Below are 24385 nucleotides of genomic sequence, written 5' to 3'. Positions count from 1 at the left end.
TTGAGGTTACAACTTTTCGCCGGTGAAAAGACAGAACCAGCAACACCTAAAAGAAGACAAGATGCGAGAAAAAAAGGACAAGTCTTTCAGAGCAGGGAAGTGACTTCAGCAATAATAACAATAGCTGGATTTTTGGTTATATATTTCACTGTGCAAAATAGCATTGAAGAGATTATGAATCTTATCAAATACTTATTTCTAAATTATGGAGGCGCTAGCGACAATACATTTACAGTTAATGGAATATATAAATTGTTTGAGATTATTTTACCTGTTTTTCTGAAATTGATACTGCCTACAGTTGCAACTGTCTTTTTAGTTGCACTAGTATCGACATATGCACAGGTTGGATTTGTATTCACTTCGGAATCATTAAATATAAAGTTAGAAAGACTAAATCCATTAGAAGGCATTAAACGAATGTTTTCGAGAAGAACCATACTTGAGCTTTTAAAAGCGGTTGTAAAGATAGGAATATTAGGTTATGTTATGTACTCATTTTTAATAGGGCAGTATAAAGGTATACCTCAGCTATTAGATATGTCAGTTCAGGATCTTATTAAGTACAGCTTAAATATATTTGGCGGTATATTATTGAGAATTTTTATAGTATTAATAGTTCTTGGTGTTGTTGATTATATATTCCAGTGGAGAGATTACGAATCAAATTTGAGAATGAGCAAGGAAGACATAAAAGAAGAATTTAAAGAGACTGAAGGCAATCCTCAAATAAAATCAGAAATTAAAAAGAAACAAAGACAAATTTCTATGAGGAGAATGATACAAAACATTAAAAAAGCGGATGTTGTTATTACAAATCCAACCCATATAGCTGTTGCTTTAATGTATGACAATGAAATTAATGATGCTCCTGTAGTTGTTGCGAAAGGCCAAGACTATATCGCTCAGAGAATAAAAGAAGAAGCAATTAAATATTCGATTGCTATTGTAGAAAATAAGCCACTTGCTCAATCATTGTACAAAACGACTGATATTGGAGACAGCATACCGCCTGAATTATATAAGGCAGTAGCAGAAGTTTTGGCATATGTTTACAGCTTAAGAGGTGAGTAGGAGGGATATTTTGAAATTTTCAGATTTAATTGCAGCAATGTTTGTCGTAGGGATTGTGTTAATTATAATCATTCCAGTACCATCAATTTTATTAGACTTTTTGCTGATCTTAAATATTTCGCTGTCAATAATTATATTGCTTACGACAATGTATGTTAAAGATGCAATGGATTTTTCTATATTTCCCTCTATATTGCTTATAACGACTTTGATGAGATTATCCCTGAATATTTCCTCTACAAGGCTAATTTTAACGTCTGGATTTGCAGGAAATGTGATACATGCTTTTGGCAGTTTCGTTATTGGCAATAATCCTATAGTTGGTTTTTTAGTGTTTATAATTATAGCAATTGTTCAATTTATTGTCATAACAAAAGGAGCCGAAAGAGTATCTGAAGTTTCAGCAAGATTTACATTAGATGCAATGCCAGGTAAGCAAATGTCGATTGATGCTGATTTAAATGCAGGAATTATAAATGATAAGGAAGCAAAAGAAAGAAGAAGAAAGATTCAAGAAGAAGCTAAATTTTTTGGCTCAATGGATGGTGCAAGTAAATTTGTAAAAGGCGATGCAATTGTTGGAATTGTAATAATGATTATAAATATAATAGCTGGTTTAATCATAGGAATGACTATGAAAGGGATGGACATAAATCAAGCAATAAATACATATACAATTTTAACAGTTGGTGATGGACTAGTTAGTCAAATACCTGCTTTACTTATATCAACAGCCACCGGCATTATAGTAACAAGAACAGCATCGGAAACAAATATGGGCAACGATGTGATAAAACAGCTTTTGAGAGAACCGAGAGTGCTGCAAATTACAGGTGTATTGCTTATTTTAATGGCATTTATACCTATGCTTCCCGCTATTCCGTTGCTTATCATTGGTTCTTTATTTACATATTTAGGATTTTCTAATAGAAAGAAAAATACAGAAAGCGAGCGAGTCAAAAACGAAGATTTAAAGGAATTGGAGGAAATTAGAGATCCAAAACGCGCATACGATCTTTTGCAAGTTGATCCTATTGAACTGGAATTTGGATATGAATTGATTCCTATAGCAAGCAACGAGTTATTGGACAGAATCGTAATGATTAGAAGACAAATAGCATTAGATTTAGGCTTGGTTGTGCCTATGGTGAGATTGAGAGATAATATTCAACTTAAACCAAATGAATACATAATAAAAATTAGAGGTAATGAAGTTGGAAGAGGTAATGTATACGTAAATAAATACCTATGCATGCAAGTAGGCGAAATGAATAGTGATATAAAAGGCATCAGCACTAGAGAACCTGCATTTGGGCTGCCGGCATTATGGATTGATGACAGTGAAAAATCAAAAGCCGAAATGCTGGGATGTACAGTTGTAGATGTTCCATCTGTAATATCAACGCATTTGACTAGTGTAATCAAAAAATATTCCGATGAGCTTTTGGGAAGACAAGAAGTTAAAGAATTGCTGGATAACATAAGATTGACAAATCCAGCACTTGTTGATGAGATTGTGCCGAAATTGTTGAGTTTGGGTGATATTGAAAAAGTATTGTGTAATTTGTTACGTGAAGAAATTTCAATACGGGATATGGTTACTATATTGGAAACACTTGCTGATTATGCACCAAGTACAAAAGATACAGACGTTTTAACAGAGTATGTAAGGCAATCATTAAAAAGAGCTATTACAAACAAATATGCGAAGGATGGAAAGCTTCAAGTTATAACACTAGATCCAGAAATTGAGAAATCCATTCAAAATGCAATTAACCAGACAGACCATGGTTCGTATTTGGCTCTTTCACCTGATGCAATGCAAAAAATATTAAAAGCAATTCACAACATCATGAAAAAACTGACAATTAAAGGAGAACAGCCTATTATACTGACTGCACCAATTATTAGATTTTATTTAAGAAAGTTGGTTGAACAGATATCGAAAGATATAGTCGTTTTATCTTATAACGAGCTTTTACCAAATATAGAGGTATTTTCTGTAGGGACGGTGAAATTAAGTGAAAGTTAAGCGCTATATAGCGGATAATTATCAGGATGCTTTAAGAATGATAAAAACTGAAATGGGCAGTGATGCTATTATTCTACAACAAAATAGTTATAAAGAAAAGGGACTTAAAGGGTTATTCAAAAAGAAGAAAGTTGAAGTACTGGCAGCAGTTGAAGAAAATAAAATTGATGAAAGAGATATCTTTTATAAAGATTTGTATGAAATTAAATCTCTTTTAAGAGAATTTAAAAAAAGTGAAAATAGAGAAGATGACAAAAAGGATTTAAGAGATAAGTTAATTTACATAGGTGTTGATGAAGATTTAACTAAAATCTTAACCGAAGGAATAAGCGAAATAACCGACGACAATATAAAGATATTGCAAAAGAGAATCGTTAACTTTATTGGACCGCCAAAAAAGATAAACTGCTTAAATGAAAAAAAACGTGTTGTTTTTATCGGTCCTACAGGTGTAGGTAAAACGACGACTATTGCAAAAATAGCTTCTCACTTAATATTAAGGGAAAAGAAAAATGTATTGCTGATAACTGCAGACATTTTTAGAATCGCAGGTGCTGAACAGCTAAAGATATATGGTGAAATTTTAGGAGTGCCAGTAAAGGTAGTTAACAACATTTTTGATTTAAATAGATTGGAAAGTGAAATAAGCAATTATGATATAGTGTTGATTGATACTGCAGGAAGAAGTCATACGGATTCTAGAAAAATGCAAGAACTGAAGACTTTTTTACAGTATGGTTCTTATGATGATATATATTTGTGCTTAAGTGCAACAACGAAAAACAGTGATGCTAAAAAAATTATTAAGTCGTATGATTTTATCAATGACTACAATTTGCTTTTTACAAAATTAGATGAAACAGACAATTACAGTGTCATTTTAAATTCAATATATTATTCGAAAAAGCCTATATCATATGTAACAACAGGACAGATAGTTCCTGATGATATTTGCTTAGCTGATAGCAAAATGATAGCACAAAATATTTTGAAGGGGAATTAACATGGATCAAGCTGAGAGGCTAAGATATTTATTCCAACAGAACAATATGAAAAGATGTAGAGTAATAACTGTAACCGGTGGCAAAGGTGGGACAGGTAAAACTTGTATATCAGTTAATTTGTCTATAGCATTGAGAAAGCTTGGATATAATGTGTTAATTATTGATGCAGACATAGGTTTTTCAAATGCAGAGATAGAATTAGGTGTTATATCTAAATTTACTTTATACGATGTATTATATGGTAACAAAAAAATAATAGATGTTATTAATGATGGTCCAATTGGAGTAAAATTTATATCAACGGGTGGAAACTTTGACCTTATAAATGGCGATATTGATTTGAATGTTTTTTTCAACAATATCAATATCCTTGATAATTACTTTGATTATGTAATTGTCGATACTGGTGCGGGAATCAATAAAACAGTTAAAAGTTTTATCGATATGTCAGACGATGTAGTTGTTGTTACTACGCCGGAACCGACTGCCATAATGGATGCTTATATTTTAATAAAATCAATACAAGAATTAAGCGATAAAAATCTATATTTAATAGTTAATAAAGTTACAAATCAAAGCGAATATGTATCTGTTTATGAAAGATTAAATAATGCACTGATAAACTTTTTAGGTACTACAATTAACGATTTAGGATACATTCATGAGGATGCGAGGATAAGTGAGTGCATAAAAGCGCAAAATCCTATAATTTTGAAGTACCAATCAAGCAAGCCTTCAAAAGATATCACAAGAATTGCAGAAAACCTCACAAATCATAAAAGCACTAAAAAGAAAGAAGGTCTTCTTGGAATATTTAAAAAAATGCTTTTAAATAGCGGAGGTATTTACAATGGAGAACATAAAACCAGGGCAAAAGATTGAAATAAGTATAGGCAAAAGTAATAACAAATATACATCGAAAATTGATGATATCTCGGCTGATGGTACTCTATTGATTGAGGCTCCAATGCACAATGGACACTTTGTTCCAGTAAGGATCGGCGCAAAATTGAACATTACTTTTTTTAATAAAAACGGTATATATACATTTGATGGCATTGTAATAAATAGATTTTTAGGTAATATTTCATTTATACAATTAAAAAGAATAACTGATATTGAGAAGTTGCAAAGAAGGCAATTCTTTAGATTAGAGAAGATAATGGAATTTAAATATAAGAAATCTGACGACAGTGAAATAATGGAAAAGGGAGTCATAAAAGATATAAGTGGAGGAGGTTTTCGGGCAAAAGTTAAGAAAAAATTAGAAGTGGGAACTGAAATAATTTGTTTTTTAAATTTAGACGATGAGTTTGAAGAAATCGCACAAAAGTGTAAAGTTATCAGATGTAATTTTTTTGAAGATGGGTATGAAATAGCTGTACAATATGCCGATATAGAAGATAGATTGAGAGAAAAGATAATATCATTTATTTTTAAAGAGCAAAGAAAATTAAAAAGGCGACAAATAAATTTATAAAAACGAAAAGGAGGAAAAGAAATGGATACAAATCAATACTTAGAGATATTTTTGGAAGAATCTGAAGAACATATTGAGAGTTTAAATGAAAATCTTCTTCAACTTGAAAAAAATCCAGAGGATTCACATATTATTGATGAAATATTTAGATCTGCTCATACACTTAAAGGAATGGCTGCTACTATGGGCTTTGAAAACATGACTAGATTGACACACAAAATGGAAGATGTTTTGCAAGAAATAAGAAGCAATTCTATAAAAGTTACCAGCAACCTCATGGATGTATTATTTAAATGCATGGATGCATTAAGTTCAATGACAGGAATTATATCTGAAAGTGGAAACGATTCATATGACATTGAAAATTTGATTGAATTATTAGAAACAAATAATTCGAAAGAAGAAGTAGCAGCGACGAATATTGAAAATTCGAAATCTCTTGACAGCAACAATATAAATGTATATGAAAAAGACATAATAGAAAAGGCTGCATCTCAAGGCTATAAAACTTACAGCATAGAAGTGGTCATAGATAAAAATTGTGTAATGAAGTCGGCAAGAGCTTTTATTGTTTTTAATACTTTAGATAATCTAGGAGATATTGTCGATTCTACACCTTCAGTGGAAGATATAGAGGATGAAAAGTTTGATGATAGATTTACAGTTCATTTAATCAGCAAACATGAAAAAGATGTTATAAAATCTAAGCTAATGTCGATTTCAGAAATAAAAAATATAAATATAGAGGAATTGTTGTATTCAAAGGAAATTAAAGATAATAAGAAATTCGGACCAACAAATCTAGGCTCAAATGATCAAATAAAACATAGTAAGACTAATAAAAGCGTTAGAGTTGATATTGAGAGATTAGACAATTTAATGAACCTTGTCAGTGAGTTGATTATAATTAAAACGCGTCTTGAAGGCATTGAATCTAACGAAAAAAATCCCGATACGATTTCAACGATTGAGTATTTAGAAAGAATAACGACAAACCTTCATGATGCGGTAATGAAAGTCAGAATGGTTCCAGTTGAAAGAGTGTTTAACCGTTTTCCACGCATGGTCAGAGATTTATCTAGGGAATTAAATAAAAAAATTACGCTTAATATGTATGGCCAGGATACAGAAGTTGATCGTACCGTAATTGATGAAATAGGTGATCCACTTGTACATTTAATGAGGAATTCTATAGATCACGGAATAGAAACACCAGAAGTCCGTGTAAAAAAAGGCAAGCCTGAGACAGGTGTTATTAATCTCAAAGCATATCATGAAGGCAATAATGTAATAATCGAAGTGAGTGATGATGGTTCTGGCATTAACTTTGAAAAAGTAAAAAATAAAGCTTATGAAAAAGGAATGCTATCTGCTGATGAAGTTGAAGAACTATCAAATGAAAAATTGATAAAGTTGCTTTTCGAACCTGGATTTAGCACATCTGATACGATATCTGATATTTCAGGCAGAGGTGTTGGACTAGATGTAGTAAAAAATAAAATAGAATCTTTGAATGGATCTATTGAAGTTAAAACAGAAGTAGACAAAGGCACAAAATTTATAATAAAACTGCCATTAACTTTAGCAATAATTCAAGCTTTGTTAGTCATGGTAGGCAACGAAAAATATGCTTTTCCATTAAACTCAATATCAGAGATTGTAAACAAGAATAAAAATGAAATACATTTAGTGCAGGGTAAAGAAGTAGTTATGTACAGAGGTAAGGTCATCCCTCTTATAAGATTGCACAATATTCTCGATCTGAAGTCAAATGAAGACAGTGATAATTTTATCTGCGTAATAATAAAAAAAGGTGATAATCTTGCAGCATGTAGTGTTGATGAACTTATTGGACAGCAGGAAATAGTAATAAAGCCATTGGGTAAATATTTAAGCAATGTAAAAATAATTGCCGGTGCAACGATACTTGGTGATGGACAAGTTGCACTTATCATAGATTCAAATAATTTATTTTAAAAGGAGGCGTTGAGCATGAGCATGTTTGTCGTAACAAGATTAGGAAGTGAAGAATATGGAATAGAAATAGACAAAGTGCAATCTATTGAGAAAGTTACGAAAATAACAAGGGTTCCAAAGGCGCCTTCTTTCGTAAAAGGTGTCATTAACTTAAGAGGTGAAATAATACCAGTAATTTCTCTTAGAATGTTGTTGAAATTATGCGAAGTTGAATTTGATGATGATACAAGAATCGTAATAATAAAAAACAATGATATTGTCATTGGAATCATTGTAGATAATGCAAATGAAGTTGTAGAAATTCATGATGATAATATAGATTCAATAGATGTAAACAGCAATTTGTACAAAAAAGAAAGTTTTATCGGCAAAATAGGCAAAATTGGCAATAGGATATTAATGCTATTTGATATAGACAAACTGACTACTCAGCAGGAAGTGAAGCTATGAATATAGATAAACTTAATGAAACATGTATCGACATACTTAAAGAACTTGGTAATATAGGCTCAGGGAACGCGATAACTGCTTTAGCTTCAATTATAGGGAAAAAAATAGATATGAAAATACCATCAGTTAAATTAATGGATTTTAATGAAGTTCAAAATATATTTGGATTGGCTGATGCAATCATTGTTGGCATATATTTTGATCTCGAAGGTAGTGTGAAAGGAAATATTTTATTTTCTCTTGATATTGAAAGTGCTTCTTACTTGATAGAATATTTGATGGGTGTCAACGTAGGAGAAGAATTTAGTGATATTGAGAAATCTGCATTACAAGAGATAGGGAATATAATGGCAGGAAGCTATGTTTCATCACTATCTACATTAACAAACTTAGATATGAAGATATCACCGCCAGCAATAAGCATTGATATGGCTGGTGCCATATTGAGTGTGCCCGCAATAAAATTCAGTGAATTATCAGACAAAATTTTATTTATTGAAACAGAGTTTTTTGAAGGCAGCAAACTAATCAAAGGTGACTTCTTTCTTATACCAGATATAGAATCTTTCGATAAAATACTTAATGCACTTGGAGTTGAATTAGATGGATAATTTTACTTTTCGAGTAGGCATGGCTGACGCAAAAATTGCTAAATGCCCAGGCAAATTGATAACTGTCGGTCTCGGATCATGCGTGGGGATTGTTCTCTATGATAAAATGACTAAAATATCGGGACTTGTACATATTATGCTGCCATACAGCACCCTAAGTAAAAACAATTCAAACAAATTAAAATTCGCTGATACAGGAATCAGTGCACTGATAGATATGATGATAGAAGCAGGTGCTGAAAAAAGATATATAGTCAGCAAAATTGCAGGTGGTGCACAAATGTTTGCGACTAAAGCAAATTTAGATATCATGAATATAGGTACCCGCAACGTAATTGCCACTAAAGATGTTTTAGCTTCTTTGAATATACCATTAATATCCGAGGACACAGGTGGAAACTATGGTAGAACCATTGAATTCGATTCAGAAAATGGGAAATTGTTAATTAAAACGATTGGACATGGAATAAAATTTATTTAGGGTAGGAAAGGAATGTATAAAGATGTCACTACTCGAACAAGATTTATGGGATAAGTATGAAAAACTAAAAGATGGTAGTTCGAAAGAAGACATAATTATAAAATATATGCCACTTGTAAAGCACATAGTAAAAAGAATTTGTTTATCAGAAATAAGCAAAGAAGATGTAGATGACCTTATTAGCCAAGGTATGATTGGCTTAATTGATGCAGTCAATAAATATGACATATCAAAAGGAGTAAAATTTGAAACATATGCATCAATAAGAATAAAAGGAGAAATAATAGATTATCTTAGGAAAAAAGACTGGATACCAAGAAGCCTAAAAAAGAGATATAAAAGCATTGAAAAAACAATAGAGCGATTAGAACAGGAATACAAAAGAGAGCCAACAATCGAAGAAATTATGGATGCAACAAAGTTATCAAAAAATGATGTTTTAAAAACGTTAAGCTATATGAATGCTGGATATATAAGTTCTCTGGATGAAGTAATTGAAAACAATCTAAAAATTTCTTCAATAACAGAGAGTGAGATTACAAATCCAGAAAATGAGGTTTTGATGTACGATTTAAAACAAAATATTGCGAAAGCCATAGATATGCTACAAGAAAAAGAAAGATTAATAATTTCATTATACTATTATGAAGATTTAAACTACAAGGAAATCAGTAAAATAATGGGCTTGACAGAATCACGAATATCACAGATTCATTCTAAGGCAATAAAAAAATTAAAAGAAAAGTTAAATGATTTGATATAATTTTCTAAAAAATTGGGGGGCATTTAAGTGAGTGATTTAAAATATTCTTGTAAACTAGAAATAACATCTGATAAGATGGCGGCTTATTTATTAGTAGAGAATATTTCAAATGATGGAATTGTCTTAGATGAAAATAGTCTTTTAGATTTATTAAAATCACACAATATCACTTTTGGAATAATTGAAAGTACGATTAAAAAAATATGTGAATCCCCCAATCTAAAAGAACGATATTTAATAGCACATGGGAAAAAGCCTGTAAGTGGGAAAGATGGCCACGTGGAATTCTTAATTGACTTTGATAATAACTTTGAACCAAAAGTACTTGATGATGGAAGAGTCGATTACAAAGAGCTGCAGATTTTTAAAAGCATCAAAAAGGATGAGATCATAGCCAAAAAAATAGAACCTGAAGATGGCATTGATGGAATGAACATATTTGGCGAAATAGTTAAAGCAAATAAAGGAAAAGATGCAAAATTACCATTAGGTAAAAACACGTACATAAAAGATGATTGTCTTTTTTCCTCTATTGATGGGCACATTTTTAAAAAAGATCAAAAAGTAAATGTGAATCCTTTGATTGAATTGAAAGACGTTAATGCCTCAACTGGAAATATTAGAACTTTTGCAAGCATAAAAATTTACAATAATATAAGTTCAGGTTATAAAATTGAAAGTGATGGAGATATAGAAATATATGGTGTTGTTGAAAGATCTACCATAATAGCAAAAGGCAACATTATAATTCATAGAGGTGTACAAGGAAGTGGAAAAGCAAAAATAATTTCAGGTGGAAAAATTGTTTCAAAATATTTGCAAAACTGTGATATAACAGCTGAAGGTGATGTTGTTAGCGAAGCGATAATGTATAGTAATGTCAAAAGCAATAGTTCTGTTAAATTGATTGGTAGCAAAGGTTTGATTGTAGGCAGTGTCGTAATTGCGGCAAGAGAAATCGAAGCAATTAACGTTGGTTCAAAGATGTATGTCCAGACAGAGTTGATAGTCGGCGAATCTCCTGAAAAAAGAAAAAGAAAAGAAGAAATAATTAATAAAATTGCAGAAAATGAAAAATCTATCGACGGATTAAACAAAATAATATTATATCTTAATAAAATAGGTATACCGGAAGACAAAAAAGCTATTTACGAGAAGACATTAAAATCATTATTGCAATTAGAAAATGAAAACAGACTTTTGTATGATGAATATAAAGAATTAAATTCAGATGAAAATAAAGAATCGTATGGTATAATTAAAGTACATGATACAGTTTATCCCGGAACTAAAATAACGATTGATGATGTATCAAGAAAGATAAAAGACCCTGTTAAATATGTTACATTTATGAGAAATGGTGCAGATATAGATATTTTACCTATAGGGTAAAGGGGGAAGATGAATGTCAGTAAATCCGATAGATTTACAAGTCGCAATACCTAAAATGGTAGATATAAGTAATATAAAACAAGTTGAAATACAAAGACCTGATGTATTTATTGGACAATTTATGGAAATGATAAATAATGAAAATGAGATAAAAAAGAGTAGAACAAATAAGATTAATGAATCAGATAAACCATATATAAAGAAAGATAAAAATGAAGTGGTTGATGATAACTTATCTAAGGGCAGAAAAAAATTTTTGTTAGGTCATATGGATATTAAAATATAAAATATATATTGACAATTATATCATAATATAATATATTAATTTGTGGATAACGCACGTTCAAGGATCTTAAAACTGGTGCCTAAAGGGTCGTTTTATGAGATGATTTGAACGGAGGAATAACCAGGAGGTGAAAACATGTCGGTAATATCAATGAAACAATTATTAGAAGCAGGTGTGCATTTCGGCCATCAGACAAGAAGATGGAATCCTAAAATGGCTCCGTATATCTTTACCGAAAGAAATGGGATATATATAATAGACCTTCAAAAAACGGTAAAAAAGATTGAGGAAGCTTACGATTTTATTAAGGAAGTTGTTTCAAACAATGGTACGGTCTTATTTGTAGGTACCAAAAAGCAGGCTCAGGATTCAGTAAAAGAAGAAGCCGAAAGATGTGGAATGTATTATGTCAATCAAAGATGGCTTGGTGGAATGCTAACCAACTACAAGACGATTAGAAGCAGAGTTGAGAGATTAAAAGAATTAAAACGTATGGAAGAAGATGGCACTTTTGATGTATTGCCTAAAAAGGAAGTTATCAAACTCAAAAAGGAAAAAGAAAAACTAGAAAAATACCTCGGTGGAATAGAAAATATGAACGGAATTCCATCAGTATTGTTTGTTGTGGATCCTAAAAAAGAAGCAATCGCTATTGCAGAAGCTAAAAATCTCGATATTCCTATAGTAGCCATCGTTGATACAAATTGTGATCCTGAAGAAGTAGATTACCCAATACCAGGAAATGATGATGCAATTCGTGCTGTAAAATTGATAGCTTCAAAGATAGCTGACGCTGTAATTGAAGCTAAACAAGGTGAACAATTAACTGCTGTTGAAGAATAATTTTAGTGTGGTAAGGAATTTTCTTGTCCTTACCATAAATTATATAAGGATGGAGGTTTAAAAATGATTTCTGCACAACAGGTTAAAGAGCTTAGAGAGCGTACTGGAGCAGGTATGATGGATTGTAAAATGGCGCTTACTGATTCTAATGGAGATATTGAAAAAGCTATTGATTTATTGCGTGAAAGAGGATTAGCGGCAGCTGCAAAAAAAGCTGGTAGAACGGCAAATGAAGGACTAGTCGAATCATATATTCATGGTGGAGGCAGAATTGGTGTTCTTGTAGAAGTTAATTGTGAAACAGATTTTGTTGCAAACACAGAGGATTTCAAGTCTTTTGTAAAAGAAATATGCATGCAAATCGCTGCAGCGAATCCACAATACATAAAAAGGGAAGATGTACCACAAGAAGTCATTGAAAAAGAAAGGGAAATTTTAAAAGCACAATCACTAAATGAAGGTAAGCCAGCACAAGTCATTGACAAAATTATTGAAGGACGTCTGGAAAAATTCTACAAAGAAAATTGTCTATTAGAACAATTGTATATAAGAGACGACAGCAAAACGGTAAAAGATTTATTAAACGAATTAATTGCTAAACTTGGTGAAAATATAATAATCAGAAGATTTGTTAGATTTGAAAGAGGAGAAGGTATTGAAAATCCTCAAGAGGAAGAATAAAATTAAATAGGCAACCAAAATAGGACACGGTTGTGTCCTATTTTTAATAGATTTGTGAAGGATTTTTAATATTTCTATAGAATAATAAAATGAGGTGTTCTAATGTCTGTAAAATACAAACGAGTAATATTAAAAATATCTGGAGAAGCTTTATCTGGTAGTGCAGGTTATGGAATCGATTTTGAAACTGTTAATTTAATTGCTGATCAAATAAAAGAAGTCAAAGAAATGGGAATTCAAATTGGCATTGTGATTGGAGGTGGTAATATTTGGAGAGGTAGAGAAGGTATAGGGATGGATAGAACTACCGCTGATCATATGGGCATGCTTGCTACGGTTATCAACTCACTCGCACTGCAAGATGCATTAGAACGAAGGGGTGTAGAAACAAGGGTACAGACAGCGATCGAAATGAGACAAATAGCCGAACCTTACATTAGAAGAAGAGCTATTAGGCATCTTGAAAAGGGGAGAGTTGTGATCTTTGCGGCAGGCACAGGTAATCCTTTCTTCTCTACAGATACGACAGCCTCTTTAAGAGCTGCTGAAATAGATGCAGAAGTAATTCTTCTTGCAAAAAAAGTAGATGGTGTTTATGACAAAGATCCTATGAAGTTTAAAGATGCAATAAAATTTGATAAATTAACATATCTTGATGTACTGAACAAAGGACTTGGTGTGATGGATTCAACCGCAACTTCTCTATGCATGGACAACAATATACCAATTATTGTTTTTAATTTAACTGTACCAGGCAATATAAAAAATGTAATAATGGGTCAAAAAATAGGTACTATTGTTAAGGAGGGATAGTCTAATGGATGATTTATTAAAAAATACTGAAGAAAAAATGAAAAAATCAATCGCAGTCTTAAAAAATGAGTTAATGTCTATAAGGGCTGGTAGAGCAAACCCTGCACTTCTAGATAGAATATCAATTGATTACTATGGTACAATGACACCAATAAACAAGTTAGCAACAATTACGGCACCAGAACCGAAAGTAATAATCATACAGCCATGGGACACATCAAAAATATCAGAAATAGAAAAAGCTATTCAAAAATCCGATTTGAATATAAATCCTACATCCGACGGAAAAATAATTAGATTAGTTTTCCCTGATCTTACGGAAGAAAGAAGAAAAGAACTTGTAAAACTTGTGCATAAAAAAGGTGAAGAAGCAAGAGTCGCAGTGAGACAAATTAGAAGAGATGCCAATGATATTATAAAGAAAATGGATAAAAATGGTGAAATATCTGAAGATGAAAAATTGAAAAGTGAAGAAAGTGTACAAAAACTTACTGATAAATATATAAAAGAGATAGATAAAATTTTAGAGCAAAAAGAGAAGGAGATAATGGAATTTTGATTGATATCATTGGCTATGATATTGAGACTGTTAAACAAATTTTAGATAAGAACAACATTAAATATGAAATAGAAATAAGTGAACCTATAAAACACTATAAAGGATATCAAAAGCGCGTTATTAAAACTGAATTTAAAGATGGCACATTAACGGTTATAGTAGCTGAATTTTAACCCCCTCACATGAGGGGGTATTGCCCATATTATAAGGAGGAAAATTAATGAGCTTTATTATAAATCGAAAGAAAAATACTGCTCACGAGATGGGGAAAAAATTAGATATGAACAATATCCCAAAACACGTAGCAATTATAATGGATGGCAATGGCAGATGGGCAAAAAAAAGAGGATTTATAAGGACACTTGGTCATAGAGCTGGTATGGAGGCAGTAAAAAGAGTAGTTAGAGCATCATGTGAAATTGGCATTAAGTATCTGACATTGTATGCATTTTCAACGGAAAATTGGAAAAGACCTGCAGAAGAGGTAAATGGATTAATGGACCTGCTGATAGAATATTTAGGACGTGAAATAAATGAATTGAATGAAAATGATGTAAAATTAAATTTTATTGGTGACCTGTCAAAAATACCTGAGAAATGTAAAATCAAGATTAAAGAATCAGAAGAAATAACAAAAAATAATAAAGGACTTACTTTAAACATTGCCTTAAACTATGGTGGAAGAAATGAAATAGTCAATGCTGTTAAAAAGATAGGCAAATCATTGTTAGATGGCAAAATAAAATTAAATGATATAGATGAACAAATTATTGCTGATAACTTGTATACAGCAGGACAGCCTGATCCCGATTTAATTATAAGGCCTAGTGGTGAATTGAGAATAAGCAATTTTATGTTATGGCAATCTGCATATTCAGAATTATGGTTTTCTGATATTTTATGGCCTGATTTTGATAAAAATCACCTCTTAGAAGCTATTATAGATTATCAGAAGCGAAACAGACGTTTTGGCGGTATATAAATTAAGGAGTTGAATTTATGTTAAAAAAAAGGATATCAAGTGCAATAATTGGCCTTCCTTTGGTTTTTGCAGCATTAATAGCAGGAGGATGGTATTTAAGGTTATTTTTGGCAGCAGTAAGCCTTATGGGATTAAATGAATTTTATACTGTTTTTAAAAATATCGATATAAAACCAATAAATTATATAGGGTATATAACAATTTTATTTTTTTATATTTTAGGATATTCTTACTATACTATGGATGTCATTGTATTGATAGCTATAATCATTTTTACTGTGCCAATACTACAGAGAAAATATAATTTAAAAGATACTTCAATCACAATGGCAGGTGTTATCTATATCATTTTCTTTTCTTATATTGGGAAAATAAGAGATATTAATAATGGGTACTTGTTAGTGTGGCTTATATTTATCATATCATGGTTAACTGATACATTCGCATATTTTGTAGGAAAGCATATGGGTAGAAGTAAATTATGTCCTACTATAAGTCCAAATAAAACTTTTGAAGGTTCTATAGGCGGTATAATAGGTTCGTTGATAGGTTGCATTATTTTTGCATATCTATTTAAAGAAAAATTGCAGATAAATATTTTTTACATAATTGCTTTAAGCATTACCGGAAGTCTAGTGGCTCAGATAGGTGATCTTTTTGCTTCATTAGTAAAGCGAAACTGCAACACAAAAGATTTTAGCAAAATCATCCCTGGTCATGGCGGTATTTTAGATAGATTTGATAGCATTTTATTTGTATCTCCATATATTTATATCTTTTTTACGTATGTTTACAAATGAAAGGAGCATAACATGAAAAATATAGTTATATTGGGTTCTACAGGTTCTATTGGCACACAAACTCTTGATGTAGTAAGAAAGTCAAACGAATTTCGAGTTATTGGATTAACATGTTATAATAATATAGAGCTGATGAAAGAGCAGATTGAAGAATTTAAACCGGAATTCGTCGCTGTGAAAGACAATGACAAAGCTTTATCATTGAAGAAAATGATAAACACAAGAACGGAAATAATTTCGGGTGAGGAAGGAATAAATAAAGTAGCTTCTCTTCCAAATATCCAAATGGTTGTTATAGCGATTGAAGGCATTGCAGCTCTTATACCCACTATAAAAGCAATTGAAGCGGGACATGACATCGCACTTGCGAGTAAAGAATGCTTAGTTACAGGTGGGCACATAATTAAAAGACTGGCAAATGAGAAAAATGTAAATATACTGCCTGTCGACAGTGAGCATAATGCAATATATCAGTGCATTCAATCAGGAAAAAAAGAATTTGTAAATAGATTGATAATAACTGCTTCGGGAGGACCATTTAGAGGCAAAACGGTGGATGAATTAAAATGCGTTACTGTTGAGGAAGCCTTAAAGCATCCAAATTGGAAAATGGGAAAAAAAATTACCATTGATTCTGCTACACTAATGAATAAAGGATTTGAAGTTATAGAGGCTAAATGGCTTTTTGACATGCCCATAGATAAAATTGAAGTTGTCGTTCACAAAGAAAGCATAATTCATTCTATGGTGGAATTTATAGATGGTAGTATTATTGCAGAAATGGCAACTCCGGATATGAGAATACCGATTCAATACGCACTTAATTTTCCCAACAGAAAATATATAGACGGTGTCTCTTATCTTGATGTAACAAAAATTGGAAAGTTATCCTTTGAAAAGCCAGACATTAAAACTTTTAGATGCCTCCAACTGGCGTACGACGCATTAAAAGAAGGTGGAACAATGACAACTGTATTAAATACCGCAGATGAGGTTGCAGTTCAATTGTTTTTAAAAAAAATAATTTCTTTCAATGACATTCCTTATATAATAGAAAAATATATGAATAATCATAAAAACATCATTAATCCAGAATTAAATGATATAATAGAAGTAGATAGAGAAATAAGGGAGAAAATTAAGAGTGAGTATATGAGGTGATAGATAAGTGATATTTTTTTATGTTGTTGTAAGTGTAATTGTATTGAGCATTTTAGTTACGATCCACGAGTTTGGACATTTTATAGTTGCAAAATTGTCTGGTACAAAAGTTAATGAATTTGCTGTTGGCTTTGGACCAAAGATCTTTTCAAAAAAATACGGGGAAACAGAATACTCATTTAGGTTAATGCTCTTTGGTGGTTTTTGTGCTTTAGCAGGTGAAGATGAAACATCTAATGACAAAAGAGCTGTAACTAATCAACCATGGTACACAAGGCTAGGAATTTTTGCAGCGGGGCCTTTAATGAATATATTATTGACATTTATATTATTGGTTATAGTTTTCTACATAGTTGGTAGTCCAGTTCCGATTGTAGGCTCAGTACTTAGTGGATATCCAGCAGAAAAAGCCGGCATTATACCAGGTGATAAAATAGTAATGGTAAACAATACAAAAATAAATGATTGGGATACACTGCAAAATATAATTAATTCAAACAGTGGAATTAAACTAAAATTCACGATAGAAAGAGATAACGTAATTTTAACTAAAAGTATTGTACCAACTTATGATAAAAATGCTTCAAAGCCAATGATAGGAATTGTTCCTCAATATAAAAGATCTCTACTTTTAGCTTTTAGTACTGGCACGAAGCAGGCAATCTTTTTCTCTAAAATGATAATTTTATCCTTGTACATGCTTATAACTGGTAAAGTTTCTGCAAATGATTTAATGGGGCCTGTTGGTATAGTTCAAGCAATTGGTACAGAGGCAAAGTCTGGTATACTGAATTTAATGGCATTTACTGCGCTTATAAGCGTAAATCTAGGACTATTAAATTTACTGCCGTTTCCCGCGCTGGATGGTGGTAGGATTTTATTCGTGCTGATAGAAAAAATCAGAGGAAAACCTGTCGATCCTGAAAAAGAAGGCTTTGTACACTACATTGGCTTTATATTGTTAATTGCGCTTATACTGTTTGCTACATACAGAGATTTGATTCGAATAAATATCTTTAAATAAAAGGTGATTATATGAGAAAAAAAACAAAAGAAGTAAGGATCGGAAACATATATATAGGAGGAAACAATCCAATTGCCGTACAGTCAATGACAAATACAGACACTAAAGATATAAAGAAAACCGTCAATCAAATTAGAGATTTGCAAAATGCTGGCTGCGATATTGTTCGTGTAGCGGTGCTTGATTTTGAAGCTGCAAACGCAATTAAAGAAATAAAAAAGGAAATAAATATCCCTATTGTGGCAGATATTCACTTTAATTATAGGCTTGCAATTGAGGCAATAAAGAATGGAGCAGATAAAATTAGAATAAATCCAGGAAATATTGGAGGTGAAGACAAGTTAAAATTAGTCGCTGATGCTGCCAAAGATAGTGGTATTCCTATAAGAGTAGGAGTAAATTCTGGTTCCTTGGAAAAAGATATTTTAAATAAATATGGTGGCGTAACAGCAGAAGGAATTGTAGAAAGTGCTCTTAAAAGTGTCTCTTTATTAGAAAAGTGTGGCTTTTATGATATAGTGATATCTTTAAAAACCTCAAATGTCCCACTTACAATAGAATCGTATAAACTAATTTCAGAGAAAGTAAATTATCCGCTTCATGTAGGTGTTACAGAAGCTGGAACAAGTTGTTCTGGAACAATAAAATCTTCAATTGGCATAGGAACATTGTTGTATATGGGTATTGGAGATACTATCAGAGTTTCATTAACTGGCAATCCGCTTGAAGAGGTAAAAGTAGGTAAGCAAATATTAAAATCATTGGGATTATCAAAAGGCGGAGTAGAAATCATATCGTGTCCAACTTGTGGAAGAACAAAAATCAATTTAATTGATTTGGCAAAAAAGGTTGAAAATGCGACTGCCAGCATTAAAGAAGATATAAAAATAGCTGTAATGGGGTGTGCAGTTAATGGTCCAGGAGAAGCGAAAGAAGCAGATATAGGAATAGCAGGTGGGGCAGGTGAAGGTCTTATTTTTAAACACGGAAAAGTGCTAAAAAAAGTACCGGAAGATAGGCTTTTTGATGAGTTTATGAAAGAACTATATGATATGTTAAAGGAGAAATCATCATGATATCTGTTATTATACCTGCGTATAATGAGGAGAAAAATATAAAAAATGTCTTAAACGTACTTAAAAAAATCAATATTATAGATGAAATAATTGTGGTAAATGATGGTTCAACAGACAACACTGAAAAAGAAGTGTTGCTTTTTGATGTCAAATTAGTAAATTTCGATAAAAACTTAGGAAAGGGTGCAGCTGTAAAAAGAGGAATACAGATAGCTAAAGGAGATGTTTTAGTTCTGCTGGATGCCGATCTTGTCGGTTTCACTCCAAATCATTTTAGTAAATTAGTGAAACCAGTCTTAGAAAATAATTGTGACATGACAGTGGGTGTATTTTCTTCTGGAAGAAAAAGAACAGATTTAGCACAAAAGATAGCACCTTTTTTGTCTGGGCAGAGAGCTTTAAAAAAGGATTTATTTTTAGAGTTTATAAATGATAAAGATATAGACATTTTAAAATATGGGATAGAAATTGCGCTGACAAAATATGCTAAAGAGAAAAATCTAAGAGTACAACACGTACAATTGGAAAATATGACTCATATTATGAAAGAAGAAAAATTAGGTTTTATTAAGGGCTTTCGAGCCAGATTAAGGATGTACAAAGATATTTTAAAGGTATGGATGTAAGGAGTGCATTTAAATGCTACCTTCTTTTTTTAAAGATGATCTCGGTATAAACGATGTAGAAATAAATAAAATAAGTCTTTCCTTGAAAGAAAAAAAGCTTATATTGTATTTACCTTTTAATTTAGAAAAAGAAATAACGAAATTAGAAAATTTAAAATCTACTATTAAATCAAAAATTCCACAATTACAAAATATAGAGTTTAAATTTAAAGGTTCAGATATCAATGATATTTCTTCGATTATAAGTGATCATTGGGAGGATATTGTAAAAAAAGCAAGTGAAAAATACCCTGGAACATTAAGTTTTATAAAGTCTTGTGATATCTGTATAGAAGACAACCAACAGGTTTTAATAAAAGCGTCAAATGAAGTAGCCTACAATTTCTTAAAGAAAAATAAAATCAATATATATATTTGTGAATTGATAAAAAAATATTATGGCTTAAATGTAGAACTTATTTTAGGTTTTGATGAGTCATTAAATAGTAAAGTTAATAAAAAGATACAAAAAGACGAAGAAATGATTGTAAATAATATAATTACAACTCCAACTGAAGATACACAAAAGGCAGCAAGCGATGTCAATAATGATGACAAAAAAGTTTTACTTGGCAAAGAGATAAATTCAAAAGTCATAAAAATTTCTGAAATATCTCAAGAAGGCGATGATGTAACAATACAAGGAGAAATATTTGCATTAGAATTACGAGAAATTAAATCTAAATACTTGACGACATTTGATATAACAGATAATACGTCATCATTTTCAGTTAAAGCATTTTTCAGTGATGAAAAGTACAATGCAATTAAAGATAAATTAAAAGTAGGAAGCTGCGTTAAAGTACGTGGAACAGTCATATACGATAAATATGAAAGAGATTTAATCATAAATGCGAAAGATATTGAAGTTGCTGAAAAAATTATGAGAATTGACAATTCACCAGAAAAAAGAGTAGAATTGCATGTACACACCCAAATGAGCAGTATGGACGGCGTAAGTTCTGCTGAGTCTTTAATTAAAAGAGCATCTGAGTGGGGGCACAAGGCCATAGCGATAACAGATCATGCAGTCTTGCAAGCTTATCCTGAAGCTCAGAGTGCTGCTAAAAAATATGGTGTCAAAGTCATCTACGGTGTGGAAGGCTATCTTGTCAACGATGGTGTTCCGATCGTCAGTGGAAACGCATCAGGAACTATTGATGACAGCTTTGTTGTATTCGATATTGAAACTACCGGTTTGTCAAGTATCAATGATAGTATTATTGAGATTGGCGCCGTTAAGATAAAGGATTGCCAAATAGTAGATACATTTGAGACTTTTGTAAATCCACAAATTCATATATCAAACTTTATAACAAAATTGACTGGAATAACAGATGATATGGTTAAAAGATATCCACCAATTGATGAAGTTTTGCCTAAATTTTTGGAATTTATAAAAGGTTCTACTCTTGTAGCACATAATGCAAACTTTGATGTGACGTTTATAAAAACAAAAGCTAAAAATCTTGGTATTGAAGTGGACAATCCTGTTTTAGATACTTTAGAGTTAAGCAGACATATGTATGAAAATCTTAAAAATTACAAATTGGACACTGTAGCACAGCATCTTGGAGTTTCACTTGAAAATCATCATAGAGCTGTAGATGATGCTAGAGCAACTGCTGAAATTTTTCTTAAAAGTATTAATAAGTTGAAAGAGAACGGCATAGAAAAAGTAAATGAAATAAATAGTTATTTGAAGAATAAAGTTGACATAAAAAAAATGCCTACATATCATGTAATAATACTTGTCAAAAATCAGAAAGGATTAAGAAATTTATATGAATTAGTATCAAAGTCTAATTTGGAATATTTCCACAGAAATCCAAGAATTCCTAAAAGTTTGTTAACACAAATGAGAGAAGGGTTGTTAATCGGCTCTGCATGTGAGCAGGGTGAAGTTTTTAGAGGATTGATATCAAATTTTGATGACGACAAATTGCAAGAAATAATTAGGTATTACGATTATCTTGAAATACAGCCGCTAGGCAACAATGAATTTTTAATCGATAAAGGCGAAGTCAATAGTAAAGAAGAACTGATAAAAATAAATAAGCGCATTTATGAACTTGGAAAGCGCTTTAAAAAGCCTGTTGTTGCCACTTGTGATGTGCATTTTTTAGATCCTTGGGATGATGTTTATAGGAAAATATTGATGTATGGAAAGGGGTTTAAAGATGCTGATAGACAACCTCCATTGTATTTTAGAACAACAGAAGAAATGTTAAGTGAGTTTAATTACTTTGATGAAAAAACTGCTAAAGAAATAGTTATTGACAATCCTAATAAAATAGTTGAATTAATAGAAGATGTTAAACCAATTCCTGATGGTACTTTTCCTCCGTCAATAGAAGGCGCAGAAGAAGAATTAAGAAAATTGACACTTAATAAAGCGCATGAAATATATGGTGAAAAGTTGCCAGAAATAGTGGAAAAGAGGTTAGACAAGGAGTTAAACTCTATCATAAATAATGGCTATGCTGTGATGTATATTATTGCACAAAAATTAGTTACAAAATCTTTAAATGATGGTTACTTAGTCGGTTCGAGGGGCTCTGTTGGTTCGTCATTTGTGGCAACTATGAGTGGAATAACAGAGGTAAATCCATTGCCACCACATTACATATGCCCTCAATGTAAATATTCCGAATTCGCTTTAGACGGAAGTTATGGTTCCGGTGTGGACATGCCTGATAAAAATTGTCCAAATTGTGGTACAAAGATGAAAAAGGATGGTCATGATATACCATTTGAAGTATTTCTCGGCTTTGAAGGTGATAAGGAACCTGATATAGATCTCAATTTTTCTGGCGATTATCAACCAATAGCTCATAAATATACGGAAGAAATCTTTGGCACAGGACACGTATTTAGAGCAGGTACTATTGGTACATTAGCCGATAAAACTGCTTATGGATTTGTCAAAAAGTATTTTGAAGAAAAAAACTTATTAGTGCACAATGCAGAGATCAAAAGATTGGTTATGGGTTGTACTGGCGCAAAGAGAACAACCGGCCAACATCCCGGCGGTGTCATGGTAGTACCTAAAGACAGAGATATTTATGAGTTTACTCCAATACAGCATCCTGCGGATGCACAAGACTCCGATATAATAACAACCCATTTTGATTATCATTCTATAAGCGGGAGATTGCTAAAACTCGACATATTAGGTCATGATGATCCGACGGTAATTAGAATGTTGGAGGACTTGACAGGTGTTAATGCAAGAGAAATACCATTAGATGATAAAGAGACGATGAGTTTATTTACAAGTGTTGACGCGCTTAATATTAAGCCAGAAGATATAAATTGCACAGTTGGCACTTTGGGTCTGCCTGAATTTGGTACCAGATTTGTAAGGCAAATGCTTGTAGACACTAAACCTACAACATTTGCTGAGCTTGTCAGAATTAGTGGTCTTTCACATGGTACTGATGTGTGGCTAAATAATGCACAGGACATTATAAAAGAAGGGAAGGCAACCCTTAAAGAAGTAATCTCTACGAGAGATGACATAATGTTGTTTCTTATCAGCAAAGGAATGGATAAAAAATTGTCGTTCAAAATAATGGAAAGTGTTCGAAAAGGAAAAGGCATAAAAGATGAAGAAATTGAAGAGATGAAAAAACATGATGTTCCAGATTGGTTTATACAATCTTGTAAAAAAATTAAATATATGTTTCCTAAAGCGCATGCTGTTGCATACGTAATTATGGCTTTTAGAATTGCTTATTTTAAAGTACATTATCCAGAGGCATTTTATGCAACATATTTTACAGTTAGAGCAGATGAGTTTAACTTAGATATAATGAATTCTATAGAAAAGATAAAAGAGAATATAAGGTTGATTGAATCAAAAGGAAATAATGCTACAGCTAAAGAAAAGGGATTATTGACAATACTGGAAGTTGGACTAGAGATGTATTTAAGAGGTTTAAAATTCACCGATGTGGATTTATATAAATCTGATGCAATTAAATTTCTTATTACTAAAGACGGGATATTGCCTCCATTGAATTCTTTAGAGGGAATTGGAAAACAGGCTGCAAAAATAATAGCAGAAGAGAGAAAAAACGGGAAATTCCTGTCTATAGAAGATTTAAGAAATAGAACCAGAATTAGCAAGACGGTAATTGACATTTTAAAACAACACAGATGTTTGCAGGATGTACCTGAATCAAACCAATTAAGTTTATTTTAGTGTTGCATTGGTTATTTGTGTATG

Annotated in this window: 24 protein-coding genes; all 24 read left to right on the top strand. The window is 31.7% G+C overall.

Annotation, left to right across the window (positions count from 1 at the left end; genetic code table 11):
• The 24 genes from flhB (at position 1) to TTHE_RS07020 (ending at position 24361) form a co-directional block, all read left to right on the top strand.
• The gene (gene flhB / locus TTHE_RS07130) at positions 1 to 1074 is read left to right on the top strand and encodes a flagellar biosynthesis protein FlhB (protein WP_013297918.1); all 1074 of its coding nucleotides are present in this window, start codon (positions 1 to 3) and stop codon (positions 1072 to 1074) included.
• A gap of 10 nt (positions 1075 to 1084) precedes the next feature.
• Positions 1085 to 3106: a flagellar biosynthesis protein FlhA gene (gene flhA, locus TTHE_RS07125; protein WP_013297917.1), complete on the top strand. Its 2022-nt coding sequence runs from the start codon at positions 1085 to 1087 to the stop codon at positions 3104 to 3106.
• Entirely contained in the window at positions 3096 to 4109 is a 1014-nt protein-coding gene (locus tag TTHE_RS07120) for a flagellar biosynthesis protein FlhF (protein ID WP_013297916.1), read from the top strand. Before flhA ends, TTHE_RS07120 begins: the two co-directional genes overlap by 11 nt.
• A 1-nt stretch (position 4110) precedes the next feature.
• Positions 4111 to 4992, top strand: coding sequence for a MinD/ParA family ATP-binding protein (locus TTHE_RS07115; protein WP_013297915.1), 882 nt, complete (start codon positions 4111 to 4113; stop codon positions 4990 to 4992).
• Positions 4961 to 5590 carry a flagellar brake protein gene (locus TTHE_RS07110; protein ID WP_013297914.1) on the top strand — a complete coding sequence of 210 codons (630 nt, stop codon included), beginning with the start codon at positions 4961 to 4963 and terminating at the stop codon, positions 5588 to 5590. The genes TTHE_RS07115 and TTHE_RS07110 overlap by 32 nt, the downstream gene beginning before the upstream one ends.
• A 21-nt stretch (positions 5591 to 5611) precedes the next feature.
• Entirely contained in the window at positions 5612 to 7567 is a 1956-nt protein-coding gene (locus TTHE_RS07105) for a chemotaxis protein CheA (protein ID WP_013297913.1), read from the top strand.
• 15 nt (positions 7568 to 7582) lie between these two features.
• A complete protein-coding gene (locus TTHE_RS07100) occupies positions 7583 to 8017 on the top strand; it encodes a chemotaxis protein CheW (RefSeq protein ID WP_013297912.1) in 435 nt (144 codons plus the stop codon).
• Complete coding sequence (locus TTHE_RS07095) at positions 8014 to 8628, top strand: chemotaxis protein CheC (RefSeq protein ID WP_013297911.1); 615 nt, start codon at positions 8014 to 8016, stop codon at positions 8626 to 8628. The genes TTHE_RS07100 and TTHE_RS07095 overlap by 4 nt, the downstream gene beginning before the upstream one ends.
• Positions 8621 to 9109 carry a chemotaxis protein CheD gene (locus TTHE_RS07090; protein WP_013297910.1) on the top strand — a complete coding sequence of 163 codons (489 nt, stop codon included), beginning with the start codon at positions 8621 to 8623 and terminating at the stop codon, positions 9107 to 9109. The genes TTHE_RS07095 and TTHE_RS07090 overlap by 8 nt, the downstream gene beginning before the upstream one ends.
• A gap of 22 nt (positions 9110 to 9131) precedes the next feature.
• On the top strand, positions 9132 to 9872 hold the full coding sequence (locus tag TTHE_RS07085; RefSeq protein WP_013297909.1) for a sigma-70 family RNA polymerase sigma factor: 741 nt from the start codon (positions 9132 to 9134) through the stop codon (positions 9870 to 9872).
• A gap of 27 nt (positions 9873 to 9899) precedes the next feature.
• The gene (locus tag TTHE_RS07080; protein ID WP_013297908.1) at positions 9900 to 11264 is read left to right on the top strand and encodes a DUF342 domain-containing protein; all 1365 of its coding nucleotides are present in this window, start codon (positions 9900 to 9902) and stop codon (positions 11262 to 11264) included.
• 13 nt (positions 11265 to 11277) lie between these two features.
• Positions 11278 to 11550, top strand: a complete 273-nt coding sequence (locus TTHE_RS07075; protein WP_013297907.1) for a hypothetical protein — start codon at positions 11278 to 11280, stop codon at positions 11548 to 11550.
• A gap of 135 nt (positions 11551 to 11685) precedes the next feature.
• Positions 11686 to 12393, top strand: coding sequence for a 30S ribosomal protein S2 (gene rpsB / locus TTHE_RS07070; RefSeq protein WP_013297906.1), 708 nt, complete (start codon positions 11686 to 11688; stop codon positions 12391 to 12393).
• Positions 12394 to 12456: 63 nt separating this feature from the next.
• A complete protein-coding gene (tsf, locus tag TTHE_RS07065) occupies positions 12457 to 13074 on the top strand; it encodes a translation elongation factor Ts (protein WP_013297905.1) in 618 nt (205 codons plus the stop codon).
• Between the two features lie 102 nt (positions 13075 to 13176).
• Positions 13177 to 13887: a UMP kinase gene (pyrH, locus tag TTHE_RS07060; RefSeq protein ID WP_013297904.1), complete on the top strand. Its 711-nt coding sequence runs from the start codon at positions 13177 to 13179 to the stop codon at positions 13885 to 13887.
• 4 nt (positions 13888 to 13891) lie between these two features.
• The gene (gene frr, locus TTHE_RS07055; protein ID WP_013297903.1) at positions 13892 to 14446 is read left to right on the top strand and encodes a ribosome recycling factor; all 555 of its coding nucleotides are present in this window, start codon (positions 13892 to 13894) and stop codon (positions 14444 to 14446) included.
• Complete coding sequence (locus TTHE_RS14380; protein WP_013297902.1) at positions 14443 to 14619, top strand: hypothetical protein; 177 nt, start codon at positions 14443 to 14445, stop codon at positions 14617 to 14619. Before frr ends, TTHE_RS14380 begins: the two co-directional genes overlap by 4 nt.
• Positions 14620 to 14666: 47 nt before the next feature.
• Positions 14667 to 15428: an isoprenyl transferase gene (locus tag TTHE_RS07050; RefSeq protein ID WP_013297901.1), complete on the top strand. Its 762-nt coding sequence runs from the start codon at positions 14667 to 14669 to the stop codon at positions 15426 to 15428.
• A gap of 17 nt (positions 15429 to 15445) precedes the next feature.
• A complete protein-coding gene (locus tag TTHE_RS07045; protein ID WP_013297900.1) occupies positions 15446 to 16228 on the top strand; it encodes a phosphatidate cytidylyltransferase in 783 nt (260 codons plus the stop codon).
• 12 nt (positions 16229 to 16240) lie between these two features.
• Positions 16241 to 17389 (top strand): 1-deoxy-D-xylulose-5-phosphate reductoisomerase, encoded by a 1149-nt coding sequence (gene dxr, locus TTHE_RS07040; protein ID WP_013297899.1) that lies wholly within the window; start codon positions 16241 to 16243, stop codon positions 17387 to 17389.
• Positions 17390 to 17396: 7 nt separating this feature from the next.
• Entirely contained in the window at positions 17397 to 18413 is a 1017-nt protein-coding gene (gene rseP, locus TTHE_RS07035; RefSeq protein WP_013297898.1) for an RIP metalloprotease RseP, read from the top strand.
• Positions 18414 to 18424: 11 nt separating this feature from the next.
• Positions 18425 to 19489 carry a flavodoxin-dependent (E)-4-hydroxy-3-methylbut-2-enyl-diphosphate synthase gene (gene ispG / locus TTHE_RS07030; protein ID WP_013297897.1) on the top strand — a complete coding sequence of 355 codons (1065 nt, stop codon included), beginning with the start codon at positions 18425 to 18427 and terminating at the stop codon, positions 19487 to 19489.
• Positions 19486 to 20115 carry a glycosyltransferase family 2 protein gene (locus tag TTHE_RS07025; RefSeq protein ID WP_013297896.1) on the top strand — a complete coding sequence of 210 codons (630 nt, stop codon included), beginning with the start codon at positions 19486 to 19488 and terminating at the stop codon, positions 20113 to 20115. Before ispG ends, TTHE_RS07025 begins: the two co-directional genes overlap by 4 nt.
• A 13-nt stretch (positions 20116 to 20128) precedes the next feature.
• Entirely contained in the window at positions 20129 to 24361 is a 4233-nt protein-coding gene (locus TTHE_RS07020) for a PolC-type DNA polymerase III (protein ID WP_013297895.1), read from the top strand.
• The last annotated feature ends 24 nt before the right edge of the window (positions 24362 to 24385 follow it).

The organism is Thermoanaerobacterium thermosaccharolyticum DSM 571 (assembly GCF_000145615.1).
Lineage (GTDB): Bacteria > Bacillota > Thermoanaerobacteria > Thermoanaerobacterales > Thermoanaerobacteraceae > Thermoanaerobacterium > Thermoanaerobacterium thermosaccharolyticum.
The sequence above is the reverse complement of the archived record's forward strand: the minus strand, read 5'-3'. Positions and strand labels throughout refer to the sequence as shown.